The sequence below is a fragment of the Bacillus sp. TH25 genome (genome assembly GCF_016650935.1).
GTDB classification, from domain to species: domain Bacteria; phylum Bacillota; class Bacilli; order Bacillales; family Bacillaceae_G; genus Bacillus_A; species Bacillus_A mycoides.
The window spans coordinates 1,114,419-1,136,745 of sequence record NZ_JAEKEU010000009.1; the positions used below are offsets into that span (position 1 = coordinate 1,114,419).

Annotated in this window: 17 protein-coding genes and 3 pseudogenes; 15 read left to right on the forward strand and 5 right to left on the reverse strand. The window is 33.2% G+C overall.

What is annotated here, in order from left to right; genetic code table 11:
• The first annotated feature begins 28 nt into the window (after positions 1–28).
• The 12 genes and pseudogenes from JFT89_RS10090 to tnpB all read left to right on the forward strand — a co-directional run.
• Positions 29–1,060 carry a Gfo/Idh/MocA family protein gene (locus JFT89_RS10090; protein WP_201039890.1) on the forward strand — a complete coding sequence of 344 codons (1,032 nt, stop codon included), beginning with the start codon at positions 29–31 and terminating at the stop codon, positions 1,058–1,060.
• 14 nt (positions 1,061–1,074) lie between these two features.
• Positions 1,075–2,112: a Gfo/Idh/MocA family protein gene (locus JFT89_RS10095; RefSeq protein WP_434087959.1), complete on the forward strand. Its 1,038-nt coding sequence runs from the start codon at positions 1,075–1,077 to the stop codon at positions 2,110–2,112.
• Positions 2,113–3,081, forward strand: a complete 969-nt coding sequence (locus JFT89_RS10100) for a sugar phosphate isomerase/epimerase family protein (protein ID WP_002069434.1) — start codon at positions 2,113–2,115, stop codon at positions 3,079–3,081.
• 261 nt (positions 3,082–3,342) lie between these two features.
• Positions 3,343–3,630 carry a hypothetical protein gene (locus tag JFT89_RS10105; RefSeq protein ID WP_016096929.1) on the forward strand — a complete coding sequence of 96 codons (288 nt, stop codon included), beginning with the start codon at positions 3,343–3,345 and terminating at the stop codon, positions 3,628–3,630.
• Positions 3,631–4,066: 436 nt separating this feature from the next.
• Complete coding sequence (locus JFT89_RS10110; protein WP_016096927.1) at positions 4,067–4,330, forward strand: hypothetical protein; 264 nt, start codon at positions 4,067–4,069, stop codon at positions 4,328–4,330.
• A 101-nt stretch (positions 4,331–4,431) separates the two neighbouring features.
• Complete coding sequence (locus JFT89_RS30465) at positions 4,432–4,554, forward strand: hypothetical protein (protein WP_002069431.1); 123 nt, start codon at positions 4,432–4,434, stop codon at positions 4,552–4,554.
• A 267-nt stretch (positions 4,555–4,821) separates the two neighbouring features.
• Positions 4,822–5,106, forward strand: a complete 285-nt coding sequence (locus tag JFT89_RS10115) for a hypothetical protein (RefSeq protein WP_016095224.1) — start codon at positions 4,822–4,824, stop codon at positions 5,104–5,106.
• Between the two features lie 67 nt (positions 5,107–5,173).
• The gene (locus tag JFT89_RS10120) at positions 5,174–5,365 is read left to right on the forward strand and encodes a hypothetical protein (protein ID WP_002068896.1); all 192 of its coding nucleotides are present in this window, start codon (positions 5,174–5,176) and stop codon (positions 5,363–5,365) included.
• 859 nt (positions 5,366–6,224) lie between these two features.
• Complete coding sequence (locus tag JFT89_RS10125; RefSeq protein ID WP_016096917.1) at positions 6,225–7,115, forward strand: aspartyl/asparaginyl beta-hydroxylase domain-containing protein; 891 nt, start codon at positions 6,225–6,227, stop codon at positions 7,113–7,115.
• A 103-nt stretch (positions 7,116–7,218) separates the two neighbouring features.
• Positions 7,219–8,121, forward strand: coding sequence for a DMT family transporter (locus JFT89_RS10130; protein ID WP_113937390.1), 903 nt, complete (start codon positions 7,219–7,221; stop codon positions 8,119–8,121).
• Between the two features lie 163 nt (positions 8,122–8,284).
• Entirely contained in the window at positions 8,285–8,749 is a 465-nt protein-coding gene (locus tag JFT89_RS10135) for a hypothetical protein (protein WP_201039892.1), read from the forward strand.
• A gap of 157 nt (positions 8,750–8,906) precedes the next feature.
• A pseudogene (tnpB, locus tag JFT89_RS10140) lies at positions 8,907–9,838 on the forward strand (IS200/IS605 family element RNA-guided endonuclease TnpB); the annotation flags it as partial.
• Positions 9,839–10,107: 269 nt separating this feature from the next.
• On the opposite strand, the pseudogene JFT89_RS10145 reads toward tnpB, so the two are convergent.
• The 3 genes and pseudogenes from JFT89_RS10145 to JFT89_RS10155 form a co-directional block, all read right to left on the reverse strand.
• Positions 10,108–10,930 (reverse strand): annotated as a pseudogene (locus JFT89_RS10145) (tyrosine-type recombinase/integrase); the annotation flags it as partial.
• Positions 10,931–11,111: 181 nt separating this feature from the next.
• Positions 11,112–11,255 carry a hypothetical protein gene (locus tag JFT89_RS10150; RefSeq protein WP_201039894.1) on the reverse strand — a complete coding sequence of 48 codons (144 nt, stop codon included), beginning with the start codon at positions 11,253–11,255 and terminating at the stop codon, positions 11,112–11,114.
• Positions 11,256–12,195: 940 nt separating this feature from the next.
• Positions 12,196–13,905, reverse strand: a complete 1,710-nt coding sequence (locus JFT89_RS10155; RefSeq protein ID WP_201039895.1) for a hypothetical protein — start codon at positions 13,903–13,905, stop codon at positions 12,196–12,198.
• 1,115 nt (positions 13,906–15,020) lie between these two features.
• On the opposite strand from JFT89_RS10155, the gene JFT89_RS10160 reads away from it, so the two are divergent.
• Both JFT89_RS10160 and JFT89_RS10165 read left to right on the forward strand, forming a co-directional pair.
• The gene (locus JFT89_RS10160; RefSeq protein ID WP_002068881.1) at positions 15,021–16,718 is read left to right on the forward strand and encodes a helix-turn-helix domain-containing protein; all 1,698 of its coding nucleotides are present in this window, start codon (positions 15,021–15,023) and stop codon (positions 16,716–16,718) included.
• A 183-nt stretch (positions 16,719–16,901) separates the two neighbouring features.
• Entirely contained in the window at positions 16,902–17,552 is a 651-nt protein-coding gene (locus JFT89_RS10165) for an RpiB/LacA/LacB family sugar-phosphate isomerase (protein WP_201039896.1), read from the forward strand.
• 13 nt (positions 17,553–17,565) lie between these two features.
• On the opposite strand, the pseudogene JFT89_RS30895 reads toward JFT89_RS10165, so the two are convergent.
• Positions 17,566–17,746 (reverse strand): annotated as a pseudogene (locus JFT89_RS30895) (IS256 family transposase); the annotation flags it as partial.
• A gap of 64 nt (positions 17,747–17,810) precedes the next feature.
• Complete coding sequence (locus JFT89_RS10170; RefSeq protein ID WP_002068878.1) at positions 17,811–19,508, reverse strand: helix-turn-helix domain-containing protein; 1,698 nt, start codon at positions 19,506–19,508, stop codon at positions 17,811–17,813.
• A 1,091-nt stretch (positions 19,509–20,599) separates the two neighbouring features.
• On the opposite strand from JFT89_RS10170, the gene JFT89_RS10175 reads away from it, so the two are divergent.
• Entirely contained in the window at positions 20,600–22,309 is a 1,710-nt protein-coding gene (locus JFT89_RS10175) for a hypothetical protein (RefSeq protein ID WP_016096908.1), read from the forward strand.
• The last annotated feature ends 18 nt before the right edge of the window (positions 22,310–22,327 follow it).

Below are 22,327 nucleotides of genomic sequence, written 5' to 3' on the forward strand. Positions count from 1 at the left end.
TCAAATCAAGCAAAAGGAGGATATGATAGTGAATATTTTAAAAGTAGGTGTTATTGGCTGCGGAAGCATCGCGCAGTATCGTCATTTACCAGAATACGAAGCAAACCCATATGTACAGATTGTGGCTGTTTGTGACAGTAATAAAAAGCGCGCAAAAGAAGTTGCCAATAAGTATGGTGTAAATATGTACACTGACTATAACGAGCTTATCAATTGTGAAGAGTTAGATGCAGTGAGTGTATGTACACCAAATGATTTACATGCATCAATTTCTATCGTTGCTTTACAATCGGGCATCCATGTACTATGTGAAAAGCCAATGGCGACGTCAAAAAAAGATGCGGAAATGATGATTGAAGCTACTGAAAAAAGCGGTAAAAAGTTAATGATTGGTCATAACCAGCGATTTGTTACTTCTCACCAAAAGGCAAAACAATTGATTAAAAATGGAGAAATCGGAAAAATATATAGCTTCCGTACAGCATTTGGTCATAGTGGTCCTGAAAATTGGAGTGTAGATGGAAAAGAGAGCTGGTTCTTTAAAAAAGATGAAGCGTTTCTTGGTGCAATGGGTGATTTAGGTGTACATAAAGCGGATTTAATTCGGTATATTCTTAATGAAGAAATTACAGAAGTTGGTGCCTTTGTTGAGACGAGCGCAAAAACATTTTCGAATGTAGATGATTGTGCTGTATGTATGTTGAAAAGCGAAAGTGGCATTATCGGAACACTTGCAGCAAGTTGGTCTTACGTTAGCAAAGAAGATAATTCAACAATTATTTATGGTGAAAAGGCCACTCTTCGACTAGAAGATGATCCGACTTACTCACTCATTCTTCAATATAAAAATGGTGAAGTTTTAAAATATGAGCTTGATAAAATTCAATCGAATGCTGCAGTTGGTCAAAGTAATTCACATGTAATTGAGCAGTTTGTAGAGTCTATCCTTTCTGATAAAGAGCCGTTAATTAATGGTGTAGAAGGAATGAAATCGTTAGAAGTCATTTTAGCAGCCATACAATCAAGTGAAACAAAACAAATTGTTACAATTCCATTATGAGAAAAGGTGAAGACATGAAGAAACTACGCATTGGAATAATAGGGGCCGGAGGAATTGCACAAGGTCGCCATATCCCTGCATTTGTAAAGTTACATCAATATTGTACGATTACGGCTATACATGATAGAAACATAGAACACGCAAAACAAATCGCTGAAACATATAACATTCCTTATGTATTTGAAACGTATGAAGAAGTCTTTAAAGAAGTTGATGCTGTTTGTATTTGTACACCTAATAAGTTTCATGCTGAGATTTCTATCGCAGCATTACAAGCAGGGAAACATGTATTATGCGAAAAACCGATGGCTTTAGCAGCGGCAGAATGCGAAAAAATGATAGAATCTGCAAAAAACAACGGTAAAAAACTTGCTATCGCTTATCATTATCGTTACATGAAAGAGTCGCAAGTTGCAAAACAAATGATGATAGGTGAGATTGGCACACCTCTTGTTGTTCGTGTAAAAGCACTCCGTCGCCGAAAAGTACCAGGCTGGGGCGTTTTCACAAATAAAGAATTACAAGGCGGAGGAAGTTTAATAGATTACGGTTGTCATCTTCTTGATTTAGCACTTTGGTTAATTGGAAATCCAAAACAAACAGAAGTCATTGGTAGTGTCTATAATGCCGTTAGTAAGCAACCAAATCAAGTAAATATGTGGGGAGAATATGATTATAAAACGTTTCAAGTTGATGATCATGTTACCGCATATATAAAGTTTGAAAATGGGGCATCATTGTTATTTGAAACTTCTTGGGCAGCAAATATTAAAAATGATGAAGAACATGTGAGTATTTCCGGAGTAAACGGTGGAATAAATGTTTTTCCAATTGAATTATATACAATAAAACATAATATGATATTAAATAGTGAACCAGTCTGGATAGCAAATAACGGCGATCCTGGAATTTTGCAAGCAGAAAACTTTGTAAAAGCTTGCTTATACGATGAAGAATTAATTGTAAAGCCTGAGGAATCGCTGCAAGTATCGCAAATTATTGATGCAATTTACGAAAGTAGTAACACACATGCAGAAGGGACGGGAAGATAAATGAAATTAGGAGTATTTACAACACTTTTCTCTCACATGGAATTTGAAGAAATGCTTGATTATGTACAAGCAGCCGGTTTGCATGCAGTAGAAATTGGTACAGGTTGTTATCCTGGAGGTTCGCACTGTAACTTAGATGTATTATTAGAAAGTGAACAAGCCAGAAGCGTATATATAGAACATGTACAAAAAAGAGACTTAATCATTAGCGCTTTTAGTTGTCACGGAAATCCATTATCCCCAGATGCTGCTTTTGCAACAGAATCTCATGAAACATTGTTAAAAACCATTCAACTAGCTTCACTACTAGACGTACCTGTTGTGAATTGTTTTTCAGGCGTAGCAGGTGACCATGAAAGCGCAAAATACCCGAATTGGCCTGTTGCACCATGGCCAAATGAATACAATGATATTTTAAAATGGCAATGGGAAGAAAAGCTCATTCCTTATTGGAAACAAGTTGGTGAATTTGCCAAAGAACATGGTGTAAAAATTGGTTTAGAACTTCACGGTGGTTTCTTAGTACATACGCCATATACATTACTAAAACTACGTGAAGAAACATGCAATGCGATAGGTGCTAACTTAGACCCTAGTCATTTATGGTGGCAAGGAATTGACCCTGTCGCTGCTATTAAGTTATTAATGAAAGAAAATGCAATTTATCACTTTCATGCAAAAGACACTTACATCGATCAAGATAATGTAAATATGTATGGTTTAACAGACATGCAGCCCTACGGTAAACTGAAAACAAGAGCTTGGACATTCCGTTCTGTTGGCTGTGGTCATAGCTTAGAAGAATGGTCGCAAATGATGAGTGCACTTCGTACATATGGATATGATTATGTTGTAAGTATCGAACACGAAGATCCACTCATGTCTATTCAAGAAGGATTTAAACGTGCCACAAAAAATCTTCAATCTATTTTAATTGAAGAAAACCCTTCACAGATGTGGTGGGTGTAACTTCGTTTAAAAAAAAAATAAGTAACATTTTTTTCAGAGAAGCCATTCGTAAAAGAATATTAGCTTCTCTTTTTTTTAAAGAAACGTTTAAAAAAGGAAGAAATATTCAAAAATAAATTGCGAAAACTAATTATCCTGTATCTACCTCTATACAAAGTATGGATTTTACGAAATAATATTGTTTGATACCTGTTTCAACAATAATGATATATACAGATGTAATTATTGTTGAAATAGAATATATAAGAAAGGAGTAATACATTGCTACGTATACAAAGAGGGTACATGTACAATCCAGATGATAATAAGGTAATTGTTAATGAAATTTTCTACGATGCTACATCAGAACAAAAGCTAGGAAGCAAAATGGGTGTGTTCGATGCGGTTAAACTACCTACTGCTATTTTTCAAAAGGTCCAAGAAACTGAAAGTATGTCCTACATGGAGACTGTTGAAGTTGAAGCAGAAACCATTAAAGAAATACTTTGTTATTTAGACCAACATCAAAAGCCAGAAAAACTATATTTTGAAATGCAGTATATGAAGTAACACCAAGAAATGAAAATAAGAGGGGATTTATAGCAGGGGAAACAGGGGCATTATTATACAATACATATAACATCTGCATAATAAATTCCTTCTTATCTTCATTTCATTAAAAACAATTGAATATAATATAAAAATAGTTTAATATAAATTTATATTTATTGTTTAATTGATTCCGTTTATTCCCACACCTTATGTGTTGTGGTTGAGTTGTAGAAGCAAGTTGTGTTCTTGTTTCAATTATGAAAGGGCTTCTTTGAGCCGATTAGTGTATATATAGCTTATTTTACTATGCACATTTTAATCGACTTGAAGAAGCCCTTTTTGTGTTGTCTTTAAGTTAGGAAGAACATGTAAATAGACCTTCGGGGCTAATAATATGCTAAATGAAAAAGCACTTATCTTGTGCTTTTTTTGTTTAATTAAGAGGAGAGATAATATGAAATTTTACAAGATAGGAAGTTCAAAAGAGTTTATGAGAGTAATTTATGCTCGAAATTCATATGAGGCAGCTGGGGACTATTTATTAGAAACAAATCACAATTGTACAGACTTAAATGAGTTATTCATTCAAATAACGGGCCTCTCAGAGCATATTCAGGTTCTGTACAATGGTTATCCTGTTACTAAATCTTTACAAGAAATCTCTAAAGAGAAGCGCTTTACAACATGTCCTTGTACTGTAGTAGAGATACTAAACTAAGCAAGAATGAGAAGGCTAGATATTTAGGTATTATAACTAAAAAATACTGTGAAGAAATAGCACATGATTTGTGATTTTTTTATTTGGAAAAGGAGATATTTATGATGAAACATGAACATGCAATTACATTAGATGAACTAGCATTATCACTAGGGGAACTTATATTAACCTTTCAAAATAAAGAAATCACCGAACCCATTAAAAGTCGTTTCCTGCACACTTAGGTGTACAATTTTCTTATAAAAAAGAATCGCAGGAATTCTATTTCTATTATGGAGAAAAACACTTACCAGGTCTTTATCGACTCTTACTATTGTTAAAGATTTTTGAATTTGACAGCAAAGAAAGAGATTAATTTCTAATTTATAGTAAACTAGATAAAGAATGGAATATAAAAATTAAGAACTAGAGTATTTATATACGTAAGATACTTGTTGCAATGCTAAAAGCACAAGGGATTAGAATGTGAAACTTGAGAGGAGTACTTTAATATGATTACAGTTAACCGAGGATATATGTATGATCCAGATGATAATGAGGTCTTAATTACCGAAATTTATTATGAGGCTGCTACAGATACTAAATTAGGAAGTAAAATGGATAGCTTATCTTACGCAGTTATTCCTAATGAAATTAAAGAAAAAATAGAAGCAGCTGCTTCATTATCCTATATGGAAAGCATTGAGATGTCTCAACAATTAGCTGTCGTATATCAAAATGAAATTAACATGTATGGAAAACCTGAAAAATTGTACTTTGAGTTAAAGAATATATAAGAGGGAAAAAGGCATTGGACGAATTTGTTCAATGTCTTTTTTATTAATCTGCAGAGGAGCATATATAATGAATGTTGTAACTGAAATTGAAACGAGTCTTTGGACAATTTGTGTAGGGGATGTTTTTAGCAATGGCCGTATGCCGTACCATCTAAAAGTTGTAAACATTGAAGTAGAAGATATGACGAAACCAGACGATGCCAAGATATTAGCCATGGGAATGAGGAACAGCTTAATCGCTGGTTATCTACCTATATAACTGGCGATATCACGTCTTTTAGAGAATGGTTACTTCATGGTCATGCAGAAGCCATTCATCAACTCATAGCAAAGTTGAAACTATAATTTGAGCGTAGAGAAAGGAATGTAGAATGTCACTTAAGACTCTAATGAAAGAATATAGAGTAAAGTTTAATATGGTTCTGGAAGATGGACGAATTCTGATTTTAAACTAATATGTATAACTAGATTATTACACCAAATAATTAGTTATATAAACACAATAAATATTTCTCAATTTTTTACAAAATTTTCAGTTTTTGCCGATAAAACCGCGTCGCTATAGCATTTTATGGAAGTTTAACATCAATCGAATTCACTAAATTCAGAATTTTTAATGAAATAGATATAGACCTGTTGTTATTTTTTTCCTATAATCAATCTGTAGTTTTGATATTTAACTTTCTGTGAATTCGCGCGAACTAGGAATTGTTTTAAAATATCTTTTACTAAGTAAAATAAAAACTACAAAAATCAATTATCATTTTATGGAAATAAGGTGATTTTTTGTTTGTTTGCAAAGAACATGTATTAGAAGTGATTCAAAATCTAAATGTACCGCATATTTGTGAAACAGACAAAAATATAAAATGTAGGTACTGTGACCATGTCTCTCAATATGAATTGTATATATTTGATTTCAGGAATATATCAAAAACATTAAGAATGATCAGTACCCAATAGGTTATGTTATTTTTAAAAAACACTATATAGATTATTAGTCTATGCAAATAATCTTTTAATCTAGATTCTGAAAAGAATACATAATCAGATTATTACGTCACTTATATTGCGGTTTAGTAATGTTCACATTATAATTAAAGGGGAGAATAGTTAATATGGCATCTTATATCATTGGTAAATTAAATTTAAACGAGGAATTATTAAAGAAAGATTTAGTTACAATCGCGAACTTTCCAGTTATCCCAGAAGAGTATGATGAATTCAGTTCAGGTTATTGGATGAACAATTCTTTATGGAATGCTTCAAATGATAAAAATGATACAATGTATCGTGATTTTGATCATGCAGCGCAACAAACGGAGTACGGTAAGCAGTTACCATACATTAACTCACTTCTTGAAGAATACTTCACTTTTGACAATTTAAAAATGGTTCGTACACGTAATTTAGTGGATGCAATGGTTATCCCACATAGAGATTTCGTTGAATTCTCTCATAGTACAAAACAACGCTTCCGTGTCTTCTTAGCTTTAGAAGATAATGAAAAGGCTTTCCATTCAGATGAAGAAGCAGTATTCCGCATCAGAAAAGGCGAAATTTGGTTCCTTGATGCAGCAATTGGACATGCAGCCGCTAATTTCTCTAAAGATAGCCGCGTTTTCCTTTGCCTAGACTATGTATTTGATGGTGATTTTGATCCATCTGATATCTTCAAAGATAAAAAGACATATAATCGTGATTTAGAAAGATTTATTGTCAAACGCGATACACTAGATGAAACATTTGAAGAGGAGTTAATTACTTCACTATCTAAAGTAATTTCAAGAATTAATTTTAGAGATGTTGTATTCTTCTTATCAAAAATTCATTTTGAAAAAGATATTCCTGTTGCAAAATGCTACGATTGGCTAGATCAAATCGCAGAAAGAAGCGGTGACAAGGCAATTGTTCAGAAAGCAAAACATTTACGTGCGTATATTATTGAACATCGTGATTTAGGTGAGCGTTTCAGTATGGATAACTGGAAAGAAGAAGTTACCGTCTGATTTTAGAACTGGTAATGTATAGTTCTTCACATAAACAACCGATTTTATCAAAATAAAATCGGTTGTTTTACTATTTTTAATGTAGGAAAGGAGAATAGTTCGTATGGAGATATTAATTGGTATATTGTTTAGTATTTTATGGGCATCTGGTGCTATCGCCACAAAAATTGGTCTTTTATCTTCATCCCCTTTAATGTTTGCGACAACGAGGCTTATTAGTGCTGGTCTTATCATGTTTGTCTTTACTTATTTTATCAAATCCAACAGATGGCCTAAAGGAGTAGAGTGGAGGCAGTTAGTTGTACTAGGTATATTAAATACTACTTTGTATGTAGGCTGCTGTTTCTTGTCGCTAAAGTTAGTATCATCTAGTTTATTTAACTTGTTTATCACTGTAAATCCATTTGTTGTTGCTTTGTTGTCTTCTATCTTCTTAAGTAGAAAAGTAACAAAACAAGAGTGGACTGGGATGTGTATTGCAGCGCTTGGTTTATTCATTGCCGTATATCCCTACCTAAAAGATACGCAAGCCACTGTATCGGGCGTCATTATTCTCGCGATTGGCATGTTATCTATGGGGATTGGGAGTGTATGTTTCACAAAATATGATATGAAGATCGATCGCCTGGTCATTAATACTTGGCAAATCATCTTTGGTAGTCTATTTGCGGTTCCTTTAAGTTTCTTATTAGATACAAATCCGTACATTTATTTAGATATGAATTTTGCTATTGGTCTATTTTGGCAGGTCGTGATGACTTCAATTGTATCTATGTTACTATGGTTTTATTTATTAAAGAAAGATCCTATAAAAGCAAACAACTATCTATTCCTAACTCCGATTTTTGGTTATTTACTAGCTTGGTTAATACTCAAAGAAAATATTACAATGTATCATCTATTTGGTGCAATTCTAGTAATAGGTGGTTTGTTGATCTCAGGAACTATGAACATAAAAAAACTACTACGGTCAAAAGGAGGAAGTGAAAAACATAAATCTGTTTAAAGTTGAAATAATCGGCCCCTCAATCCAACTATGTACGTAGTGAATGCTCTTGATAACTTCTAATGGAGTTATCTTGGGCATTTTTTATTTTTTAGATTTTATCCCATTCCATTCAAGAATGTATGCCAAAAAGCTACATACGTTATAAAAGGGAGGGAAAGGAATGAAAAAATCTTGGTTCGTTATTTTGTTTTTTGTTACTATGCTTACAGGCTGTTTTGCAGAAGATTCAAATTTGTATCCGATATCACAAGAAGTCATGGCTACTGCACCAAAAGAACTCCCTTTTCCAATATCATATCCTACTAAATTACCTTTTGAAGTAGATTCGATGACGGTTGCAAATGAAAATGCAGAACATGTTTCCATCGTTTATTCAAGTAAAGAAGATCAGAAACTAATTGTTGAAATAACAAAAGGAAAAGAAGTGCTTCCACAAAAATTCTTTCAAGAAATCAATGCATTTGATAAAACTCGTCAAGCATTCAATCAGACAAAGAATGAATTCCATCATATAGATTGGAATGAAAAAAACGTTCATTATCAGATTTATTCTTCTAATGAAAAGAAGCAACAATTAACAAAAGCAGAACTTCGTGCAGTTCAAAAATCTTTTTCTGCGAAATAGTATATTCACTTTTTCCACGTAAACATCAGATATAACAGATGAAAGAGATGCTGAAAGGATTGTGCGTCATTGTTTAGAGATGAAAATGTACCATGGAAAAAGAGCAGAGCAGCACAAACAAATGCTTATTTAGCTCTTAATTCAATCCATGAAGAATGACACGATATGGTTAAAAGAAGTAGACAGTATTGCTCTTCAATCCACATTAAAACAGCTAGCAGATGCTTTTTCTCGTTTTTTTAGAAACAGAACGATCCTCCACGATTCAAGTCCAAACGCAATAAAATTCAATCTCACACGACGAAACAAACAAATGGAAACATTGCTGTAATAGGTAATCAAATGAAATTACCTAAAATTGGACTTGTGAAGTTTGCAAAGAGCCGTAAGGTAACGGGACGTATTATGAGTGCTACCATTAGACGGAATCCAAGAGGTAAATACTTTATATCTTTGCTAGTTAAGACAGAAGTAAAAGAACTTCCGAAAACAGAATCTTCTGTCGGTATTGATATGGGCTTAAAGGACTTTGCTATTCTTTCAAATGGAACTACATACAAAAATTCTAAATTCTTTCGTACATTAGAAAAAAAGTTAGCGGATGCACAACGCATCCTTCCCAGAAGAACGAAAGGTTCTTCTAACTGGAATAAACAACATGTGAAAGTGGCACGAGTCCATGAACATATTACGAATGCAAGAAAAGATTACTTAGATAAAATTTCTACTGAGATTATCAAAAACCACGATGTAATTGGTATTGAAGATCTACAAGTAAAGAATATGCTAAAAAACAGTAAACTTGCCAAAGCAATCAGTGAAGTATCTTGGTCACAATTTCGAAATATGTTGGAATACAAGGTAAAATGGTACAGGAAGCAAGTTGTAGTTGTCTCAAGAACATTTGCCTCTAGTCAGTTATGTTCAAGTTGTGGTTACCAAAATAAAGACGTTAAAAATCTAAATCTTCGTGAGCGGGATTGTCCTTCTTGTGGCACACATCACGATAGAAATATTAACGCAGGACTGAACCTTAGAAACGAAGCGATTCGGTCCTACTATTCCCAAATTTTTTATCCGTTTTGTTAATCAGAGAATCATATAGTGAGGTTAATATGTGTAATTTAAATCAAATATTTTTATAAAAACCAATCTTAAATCTACTGGAAAAGAATCTAATTTGATTAATCTTTCTTCAAATTAGATTCTTTTTATATTCCGTAGAGTAAGGGTGGTGTAGATATTTTTAATCAAACTTTATTTTAAAACTACATTCGATAGAGTAAAGCCCATAATAGAGGAGAAAAAAATAAATGAGCAAAATGTGTATTATTTTGAACGTGCTTGAGTGGAACTTGTTGTAAATATCGGAAATATCTTTTTAGAGATATCTTAGTTTTGAACCCCATTCTACTTACCAATTCATCTTCATTTATTCCTCATCTGCTGTGCAGAAATACGCCTATTTACCGCCGCACGTTTTACTTCAAGTCGTATCATCTTTTGAACAGCAACTTCAGACAAAGCCTTTGGCGCATCCTTTTCGTACACCCAACGATAAGTACCTCTATTAAAATCAAATGCCACAAATAGGGGATTATCTGTGTGTTGTCGAGGCCTTACCGGTTCCGGAATAGTCGTATAATATTTGTAAAGCTGCTGTGTATCTTCCCCAGGTACCACTAAGGTATTTCTAGCAAACTGTATATGGCTCATATTAAGCGATATAAGCTCTTGCAAGGATAAACCGTAGTTTACTATTAAATTAATTATACAAGCGTTTCTATCCATAATTAGAGGACGATATTTAGCTCGTCTTTCTGTTAATCCCTTTGGCGATAGTACAGTGTGTTTTAAAAGCTTTTCTTCCGCTTCGGTAATAAAATCACTGTCACTTAGTGATTGATCAGGAATTAAGGAGAGGTGAAACTCATCTAATGGACTATCTATCCCTAAAAACATGTTCAATTTCTTTAAAACCACCCATATTCTGTGCCTTGTTTTCTGGGAATATTTGCGCTTGCTTTCTAACTCAGAGAAATACCCCTGATAATCTTTTGGAGATAATTCATTCCACGATTTAATATGAAAAAGTATCTCATTTACTTCTAACCATTTAAAAAAATCCTTAATATCGTAAGAATAACGTTGTATCGTAGAATGTTTTCGACCTTTTTCAATTAAGTAATTAGAAAAAGCTTATAATGTTTCTTCTAACCTAATTGTCTCGTTCATTATAATCACCTAATTTCTTTGGGTATATTATAACAGAAAACAGGTGAAAGACCTGCTACGCAAGGTTGCTGGCATATCAAAAACGCAAACGGACAAACAACCCTTTGCATTTTTGATATGTTGATTATTATTTACAAAGCCAAATGAATAAGGCTATCATAATACTCCAAAAAGGGAGTACAAGTAATAATCCCCAAAAAAACCCTTTAAAAAATCTAACTTCGTTATATTCATTCATTGCTATATTAGTTGTATTCTTTAGTACGACCATGTTTAATCCTCCAATTATTAATTGATTATAAAATGAAAAAAGGACAAACCTCGTCCTGGTAGGGATACGTAGGTTTGTCCTTTTGTATGTGGGTAATGATATGTTTAATTACCATTATTATAACTTAATTAACAAATATTTTCAATTAGGTCAGACTTCTTATTAACAATCATACTAGTAATAATAAAATCTATTATAAATATATATCTTATATATTAAAAAGAAATAAAGATAAAACTTTTATAGGTTATCAAAAATAGGGAAAAGACCTACTCCTACAAGGGATAATTTGATGTTAGAACGTAAAAAATCATAAATAGTAGAAAATGTATCCGTAGATTCAACGATTGTTAGACTTTCAATTCTACAAAAAAGCAGAAAGAAAATCATATGTTTCTACATGAAATCGGAAAGAAATTGATACAAATCATATTATATTTATTCAACCATGGAAATTGGGCTTATTTTCTTTATTTTGGTAAATGGAGCAGTATGTAGCGTCCAATTATCCACAATTTGTTCAGATAATGTAGCTATTTGTTAACATTACTCAGTGTTTACACATAACTCACATTATTATTGATGATTTTTATTAGATAAATGCAACGACACTAGTATTTTCAAGGATATTGGGGAAATATTATTCACATTTGATCATATTTGTCCTCATATCCACTATTTTTATAAATATCTTTCTGATTTTTTGTAGATATAAAATCGGATGTTTTACTACACGTGAAGAATATTCAATGTGTAGTGTGGAGATTCTTCTATAGGTAGAAGAGGATTTGTATAGAAATGTATAAAAAAAGACTCCATTTTACATGAAGTTCTTCTGATGTGGTATTTATAAATAGAGTAGTAGAAAAGGGGTGTTAATGAAACAAATACGAATAGCCCTCTACTTTCGATTTTTTCAAAAATAGAGAGCTTGTTGCTATTATTTTATTTCCATTGCGGTTAGCACCTGATCTGGAGCTGTTATTGTTACACCAGCACGTACTAAACGTTCGAAGGTACGCATAAACTCTAGTAAATTAAACTGCTTTGGCAGCTCAATAACACGAAGTTTTTCTTGTGGCAGCTTATCAATTGCCTCGATAAACCATTCACGTACATCACTTGGAATCGTACGTTCTTTATGGCCACGAACTTTTAATTTTTCACGCATTTCAATTTCTAAAGCGATATATGTATGGAGATTCACTCCCTGATCATATGCATATTTTCTAAATAACGTTTCTTCCTGGTATTTTAGATAATTACGGTGATAAGACTCTTCCGTCACTGGTACCGCAAACTTCTGCTTCAGTAGTGCATGCACACTTTTAAACATCTTCTTAATGTTGCGAAGAGAGTACATGGAATAATGTAGACCAAAATTAAAGACAGCTTGTTCACGGTCACTATTTCTCTCTTTTGGTACATGTTGCGCAATAAGAGGGTAGATGCCTTCTTTCGCCGCAGTATCAAGAATTTGATATTGAGATGTTTGATGTAATAGTTTTTTCAATGTATATACAATTTTAGTTGGATATCCTTCTTTTCGGTCAACCATGTCACGAAGTCCACGAATTACACTGCGAATTTGACGATGACAAGTATACTTTAATACATGAATGAATTTATTCATGTCTGCAGACAGTTCGCCGATATGCATCTCTTGTAAGACTGCTTCGATAAATTTGGCTTTACGAGCATAGGTAGCTTTTGGAGTAAATGGATCCCTGTGCTGCTCTTCTCCAGATTCTTTCGTACATAAGAAGTCCGAATGGATAGATAGATATAATGTTGTATATCGTTTTGTATGCTTTACACCTTTTTGCATTTTGCAAATTTTGAATAGGGGATTACCCGTACATGGTAATGCAGTTGTTAATTCTTCGATAACCGCACGGATCTGGTGCGGATATTTTTTATGTAAGAAACGATACATCCCGCCAAAGTGAGTTATGTTGCCTCTTTCGTCCTGCTTGTCCAAAGAACGCTTTAACGTTGTTTCTGTATGTTGTTGCATAGCAATGTCTAAGAATAGTTTCTTAGCTGCTACAGATAGCTTAAAGAAAGCCTTTGTAAATACAACAGGACTAATATATACGTACGGATTTGCTTTTTCTGTTTCCTCATTCATAAAATGAGTGAGTTTGATTGTATATCGGCCATCTACGCCATTTTCGATAGAGATTATGTTATGTATACTTAATTTCTTTAGAGCAATATAGAACTGAGAATGCTGGATGTATGCAAATTCTTCTTTATATTGCTTGTAATCTTCCCACATCATATGTATCGTTACATTTGGAATGACACCATTAGTAAAGCATTTTTTATGTAGATATAAGAACACTTCAAGATCTGCATTCGTAATACCATATAACTTATGTTTTCTTCCTGTTTTTTCTGCAAGTGCAGACATTGCTCGACGTGAAAAAGATGGTTTCGCTTGTTCGACAAAGCCTTCTACATCCGCAATACGTTCTTCGTATGTCATGTGCTGCAGAATATCTTCTAAATATGTATCTTTATAGCTGTAGTACTTCTCCTCAAATGTTGCAACAAACTTCTGCCAAGATTTTAGTGTAACTAAAACAGCATTTGTTGTTTTTCCATTTAAGCTACGCTGATTTTGAATAATAAATGATTTCCCCATCTTTTTCACCTCCGTTCTGCAAATTCAGAAATATATGTCAAAATACTATAAAATATACCAATTTTGATTATAGCAAATCGAAAATTGGCGAAAGGTGCTCCTTTAAGAAGAAAGATAGCAACTTGCAACAGCTTATAAAGCTAGGTGTATCAAGGGATATGAGAATTCTATTAATTTTTTTTGTGTTAAGGATACCGCAAACGTGTTGCAAGTTGAATTATATGTATAAGAATAAGTAAAAAGTCATCTCCCCACTTGATATATAAGGGATTAGATTGAAAATGACAAAAAAGTTAGGGTAAGGATACCGCAAACGTGTTGCAAGTTAAGAAGTACGCTTATTAATCATGAAATATAACGATTATCGTTGATGTGATAGGTTTAATTAGATTTGTATGGATTACGATAGGGTGAGGATACCGCAAACAGTGTTGCATCTTATGCGAAAAATAAGGGTAAGGATACCGCAAACGTGTTGCAAGTTGAATTATATGTATAAGAATAAGTAAAAGCACCTAATTCCTTGATATATAAGGGATTCGATTAAAAAAGACAAAAAAGTTAGGGTAAGGATACCGCAAACATGTTGCATTTTATTTGAGTAACTTGTTGTAAATATAAAAAAATCACTCAAAAATTTAAAAATAGAACGATTTTTTGTGTAATGTATTAGGTTGAGAAAAAAATATACTGTTGCAAGTTAGACGAAATAGGGTAAGGATACCGCAAACATGTTGCAAGTTGTAGAGGAAAGGAAAGAAAAGCGCAAAAGGAATGCAAGTAAAGAGGAATAGGGAAAAGAAAGAGCAAACATGTTGCAAGTTGAAGAGGAAAGGAAAGAAAAGCGCAAAAGGAATGCAAGTAAAAAGGAATAGGGAAAAGAAAGAGCAAACGTGTTGCAAGTTGAAGAGTAAAGGAAAGAAAAGCGCAAAAGGAATGCAAGTAAAGAGGAATAGGGAAAAGAAAGAGCAAACATGTTGCAAGTTAAGGAATTAAGGAGAAGAAACCGCAAAATCTTGTAAATATCTGTTACAATAAATTAAATATAATAGTAGTAAAGATTTTTATGATGAAAACTACTTTGTTGTGATCCATGGTTTAGGGAGGAATATAAAGTGGATAACTTATTACAAATGTTCCGAGATGCATTGCTAATCTCTGAGCCAATTTATAAAACGAACGAGCTATTATGGAACAAGTGGAATGCGTACTTTAAAGATGTTGAAAATAATAATAACAAAGTACTAACCTCACACTATGCTTCTCCATCATTTACTGCATTAGTATCTTGGTTAGAGAAAAAGCAAGAATCCGGAATTACATTAGTACAAATTTATGCGAAGATTGATTCTTATAAGGAAGAAATATATAAGGAAATTGAAGAGTATATAGAAAAAGAATTTCAGAATGTAGCGCATTCAAATTCCATAATATTAGAAAATGATCAAAATATAGATAAGACAAATATAGTGAACCATGAGGATTATTACGAAGTAAATAATTCTGCTGTTTATTATAAACTAAGAGATGGAATTGCAAAGAATCAATTTGAAGAAGATGAAAAAAGTAAAGTCCTACAGTATCCCATTGAAACGAAGTCTTCTAATGGTGTAGCTCAACTTTCTTCACACAAAGACGAGGATTTAAGACTTACAAACAATGAAGAATCAGCTCGATGGAATACCCTTGTTGATGATGTAATGAGTAATATGGATGATTTGACGGCAGACTGTTTAGATGCAATTACAATACAGTGGATAAATGAGGCGAAATCTCCAGATGAATTCATTGATTTTTCATACGAGCAAGTTTTAGAGATGTGCAATATTCCAAAGACAGTCGTTAAAAATAAAGAATATTATCGAGCGGAAGATAAAATTAAAATAGCGAAGAGGATTGCGGCTTTAGCAAGTATTTTTATCTATTTAAATGATGATAATGAGGTCGTAGTACTAAACGATCGTGATGACGAAGGAGAACGAGTAGAATTAAAGCGTGAGGTTATTAAAAGGTTATTTGTTTTAGATTCGGTTGTATTGTGGAGACATAGTGTTACAAACGAATATATGGGGATTGAATCTTGTCGTATTAAGCCAGGTAGTTTTTTAACGAATTATTTATACGGATCAAATAATACAACAGCATTATTGTCAAAAAAAGCACTTGAATACAATAGTTATAGACATAAATATCATAAAAGGTTAATTCGATATTTAACATGGCAATGGAGAATTAGACAAATGTATTCATCATTGAAAAAGCCATATTCTATAGGAGGGGACAAGGGTTTACTATCAGTAATGGATATTCCAAAAGATTGGAAGCCAAATCGAATTAGAGAACAGCTAGAGAATGTTTTAATGGATTTAGAAAATGAGAAGGTAATTTCTCATTGGGAGTATAGTGACCCGCTTGATGAACAACAAGTTGGGAAACGTAACTGGTTTAAAAATTATTACTCTAACTTAGGTATAACTATTTTACCGCCTGAGGAAATGCTACAGTCAATGGATAGTGGAATAGGAAAGAAATTTATAGAGGAACCACAAGATCAATTACCTGTAGTAACAGTTGTTGAAGAGGTTAGGGAGACTGTGGAACCAGTCGAACAAAGAGAGAAGAAAATCCGGGATCAAATACTGAAAGTGCATAATGAAAAAAATGTAAGTATTCGTGAAATAGCAGATGAAGTTAGTATTTCGCCATCTACGCTGTCTAGATTTTGTAATTATAAAACAAAACGCTTGTCTAAAAAAGCATTAGAAAAGTTAACAAAATGGTGTGAAAGACAAGAAATATTAGAGAAAATGTAACGTAGACTAAAAACTACTTATAGAAATAGTTATAAATAAAATATTGGGATTGTCAAGAAATCTGTGTAAGTTTTTGAAACGAACACATAGAATCGCAAATATTAAGGCAAGATCGCTTCTGTCTTTTTTATCTTCTTTTGACTTTCGGTTTGTGTGATAATTAAATCGAAAGGTCGTGGAAGAATGAAGATAGCGGTGATACAAGCAAGTACCCAAATTAGCAAAAATGAACTGATTTTTGAAGAGACAAAAAGGGCTGTGGCGAGGCATGGATATGAAGTGCTCAATTTTGGTGTTACAGTTGAAGAATCCGAGTTAAGCTATATCCAAGTGTCCTTAGCTGTTGGTCTACTTCTAAATTCAGGTGCAGTTGATTTTGTCGTCACTGGATGTAGTAGCGGTGTTGGTATGTCGATTGCCTGTAATACACTTCCGAATGTCATTAGCGGTTATCTGCCAACTCCAACAGATGCGTTCCTATTCGGTAGGATAAATAACGGAAACTGTGCATCACTGCCACTTGGATTGAACTTCGGTTGGGCGGGCGAATTAAATCTTCGCTTCACGCTTGAGAAATTATTTGAAGAACCGTTCAATACTGGGTATCCTGAAGAATCCGCCGAACGAAAGAAACGTGATGCAGAACTTTTTAAAGCAATCAAGAGTTTTTCACATCATGGCATCGTTGAGATTCTAAGTCAGCTAGATGGAGCCGTTATTAATCCTGTTCTTCAAAAGCAAGATTTAGTGGAATTCCTCTTGCGAAATGGCACCAACACAGATATATCAAATTATCTTATCGAACAAACGAAGCATTTAAATTACGATAGGTAAATACTGTATTTTTTCAATACGTTTTGGCGAATTTATCGTTATCTATAAGTTGATTCAACACCATTGACCACTTGCGGATATGACCGACATTCCATTTGTTTTGGATTTCTTTTACACGTAAAAACAGAACTTTTATTAAGGCGTTTCCGATCGGGAAAGCGCTTTTTCGTTATCTTACGGAAACTTGAATTGACACATTCGGCAACATTACACTCTCTAAAAAAGAAGCAGGTACCTCTTAAAGGTATCTGCTTCTTTTCACATAGATTCTATAATCATTTGTCTTTCATACCACTTGTTAAGTTTTTCATTAACACTTTTTGAAATGCGTTTCATTTTTTTATTACAAAATCTTGATAGCGTAGCAGGGGATAAACCTATTTCATCTGCTATCTCACGCATTGTTTTATTTTGATGCATATGCTGATGCATAATTTTTTCCCGAATCATATCCTCTGATCCTATAGTAGTTTGTTTTACTGTATCTGCAGTATAAGGTTCTTCCTGCTTCTCTTGCATATCTATTGTTTTTTTCTTCACCATACTATCTATATTATTCATCAGTTCTTTTGGAGGTAAGATAATGATTCCCAACTTTTCATAGTAATTCTTAAACCAATTACGTTCGCCTATCTTTGTTTCATCCAATTCTTCTGCATATGCCCAATGTGAAATGACATTTTCTTTTTCTAAGTCAATTAAAACATTTTCCAGTTGTTCTCGGATTCGAGTTGGGCGACCCTTCGTTGTTTTAATACCTATTACAGATAGTAGACCTTTTTCTCCACCAATGGAGTATGGCCTTTTTAAAGTACTGTATTGTTGACGAATTCGCCACTGCCAAGATAAATAACGTATTAAACGTTTATGAAACTTGTGTCTATAGCTATTATACTCTAATGCTTTTTTCGACAATAAAGCAGTTGTACTATTAGATCCATACAAATAACCTGATAAGAAACTACCTGGCTTAATCTTACAGGATTCTATTCCCATGTATTCATTAGTATTCTTATCTCTCCATAACACTACAGAATCAAGTACGAACAGCCTTTTGATTACTTCACGTTTCATTTCGAATTGTTTCCCAGTTTCTGCTTGATCGTTCAATACTACAACTTCATTATCATCATTCAAATAAATAAAGATACTAGCTAAAGCTGCAATACGTTGTGCTATTTTTATCTTATCTTCTGCGCGATAATACTCTACACCATTTGCGGATGCTTTTGGCATATTGCACAATTCCAATACGTTTTCATAACTAAAATCTATGAATTCATCTGGTGATTTAGCTTGATTTAGCCACTGGATTGTAATGGTATCCAAACAATCTGCTGTAAGGTCATCCATATTACTAATTACTCCATCGACCAATATGGACCATCTCTCTGCTTCGTTTGTGTTAACTAGTCTCAAATCCTCATCCTTATGTGAGGATAGTTGTGCAACTCCACTTGAATTTTTCGTTTCTAATGGCAATACCGGTTTTGCTACTGCTTCATCTTCCTCAAAATGATTTTTTGCTATTCCATCACGTAATTGATAGTACATTGCGTCATTAGTTACAGGATAGTAATCATCCGATATATCTGCTATATGTTCTTTTACCTGACTATCTTCAAAAATTGAAATTTGAGTTGGCTCAACTGCTTCAACTTTTCCTCCGAATTCTTGTTCAATGATCTTATCTAGTACATTTTGAATCTCAATTTTATATTTATCCAGATTGGCATAAATGTTCAATACCGATACTCCTTGCTCTTGTTTCTGACCTAACCAAGAAACAAGCGTTGAAAAGGAAGGGGACATATTAGCAGATGTTACTAATTTATCGTGATTCTCTTGTACTTCTTTATAATATTTATTCCATTTGCCCCATAACTGCTTATTTTCTTCATAAATTGGAGCAGCAAGTAGGAGGGCATCACTGAACAATACTAATACTTTTTCCATATTTAAATACCTCCTAACAATGTTAATTACAAACATAATTTGCATCTTAAAAATGTGAAACGTCATAGCTATATGATGGCTACATAGCCTTGAAGTTAAAATATTATCAGAATAGTCCTTACAAGTATCAGCTTTCTTATACAATCTAATTATGGACTCATTTAATTTCTTCTGTGCTTGTCTTTATTATATAAAACTGTTTCTATTTGTAAAATTACTACTTTACAATACAGTTTCAATTTTTAAAAGTAAATTAACTATTTACACTGATTTTCTTCCTACAGCTTAGATAACTTACTACATTAGGTTACACCCTTTATAACCAGCTGCTTCTTACTTGAAATCATACAGCCTTATCATGGCTATAACTCCTTACTTGAAATCATACAGCCTTATCATGGCTATAACTCTTTACTTGAAATCATGCAGCCTTATTGTGGCTGCAATTCCTTATCTTTAATTAGACATAGCTCTATTGTGGCAACAATTTAGTAATTTATGAAACGTTATAGCTATATGATGGCCACAACTATCATCATAAAAACTCATGAAAACCCTTATATACCAAGGGTTACAGCGGTTTTTTATATAAGTTAAGTTGTTTTGAAAACATGAAACGCTATAGCTATATGACGGCAGGAAATATGAAATAAAATGAAACGTTTATAGCGGTATGATGGCTACAACTTTTCAAATAAAAGCAAATCTATATCCCTATATAACAACGTTTATGTGGTATTTACAAAATATTATTATTCAACCAAAACATGAAACGTTATAGCTATATGATGGCTACAACTTTAAAACGAAATCAGCGAAAAACCCTATTAAATCAATGCTTAATAAAGATTTACTACAATTTATACTACGTTTCATATTTACTAAACTTCATAGACCTATGGTGGCAACAAACTTTTTTTCATGAAACGTCAAACCCCTTGTCGCACAAGGGATTGAGGCACGTTTCATTTTTTTGTTTTTCCTCTTAAAGGGACAGATTTCACCAGCATTCGATTTGATATAATCAAAAATGTAATTCTATACCTAATTGTGGGGAAAACTGCAACTTAAAATAAAAGGAGGTGAAAAAGATGGAAAAACCTTTCGTTATAAAGAACAAACGTAGTTTGAATGGTGAAACAACAACACCGGTAATTGTAACAATTAAATCATGGCAAAAGTTAGTAGAAGCTTTGGAAGGTAAGTATTACAGTTTTAAAGATACTTATTTAGAAGACATTGTGAAGTCAATGTCCTATGAAGAACGAATTGCAGATGAAGAGGGGTTTGTTGAACAAGCAAAGCCATCTTTTTCACTGAAAATGAAAAAAGTTTTAGATAAAGTAAGTGTATTTGATAAAAATGAGGGCAGAAAACATAAGCTATATGGTATTACAAATGCTGATTTAGAAGTATTTCTATTTCTTTATAAAAAATGTAATACATATGGTGAGCTTTCGCATGTATCGATCCACATGCTTTGGGAAGATTATAAAAATTATAAAGAAGCATTTGCACATATTCACCACTCACAATTTTATGTGGCTTTGAAGAAGTTAAGTTTCCATAACATCATTACAATCGAAAATGAGTACAGTGGTAAATATAAAATCATCTTAACTGATTTCATGAATAAGGAAACGAATAAAGCAAATGCATATACATTTATTAGCCCGATAGTATTTACCAAAGAATTCTTTGAGTTATCCATTGCAGCTAAGAAACTATTCATGGATGTAGCAATGCAGCAGAAACGCGAAACTACCCTGAAACGTTCTTTATTCAAAGTTGATGAACAAGGAAACTCAACACACTTTGGTGGTATGTATCGTTACTTACATAAGAAATACCCACATCAGATTCGTGCTGTACTTGAGGAATTAGAAACAAAACTTTCTGCTACTGGATCTCCTTTATTTAAAATTTGCAAGTTAGAAAAAGGGAAGAGGAATAAAAAGCAATACACAACATTGCATTTATCTGTACATCCTGATTTCTTATGCGCGAAAGAAGAAGGAGCAGAATACCGTGATCCATTTACACCACGAGATACATATAAGCGTAAAGTTAAATTCATTGAGAACTTGTTAGTTGAAATGAATATTGCTGAATTTGCAAAGGATATGAACCAATTCATTAACGTTTTAAAACACTCTTGTCATCGTCAAATTCGCCAAGTAGTTCGTGGATTACGAGAAATGATTGATCGACAAGAAGGATATCCGAAAAAGCTTGTTTATACACTAAGTAAATTATTAAAGCAATCTTCTCAATATCGTGTATTAGACACAGCCGCTAAAACTGGTATTTATCCTTTAATTACACACAATGTACCAAAGCATGAACAAGAAGAGGCCATTTTTAAATTTGGTACTCATTTTGCTATATACTCTTTACGCAATGTTCAAAAGCTATTCCGGAAAGCGCATGACCTGCTTCATGCGAAATATGCTGTACCTGTAACCATAGATGCTTATCACCGTAATTACATGCAGTATCAAGAGGAATCACTATTTAGGAAATATGCTTATGAGCAAGGAGTAAATATTAACGCATATACAGCATTAGAAATTGAAATTCGCGAACTATTAAAATCTAGTGGGCATAAAGGAAATCAAATCCCTAGCGATATTCGTGAACTGTTCATTGAAAAAATTGATAAATTGCCGAAGGAAAAGATTCGTGTAATTGAGGTCGCTGAAGACTTTGATTTAATTCAGTTTCTACAGTCCTTAGAAGCATATTACCGTTCAACTAGTGAAGTACCGCATACGGTCGATCAGCTGCTTCCAGCAATGTAAAGATAAAGCTCTCTATTT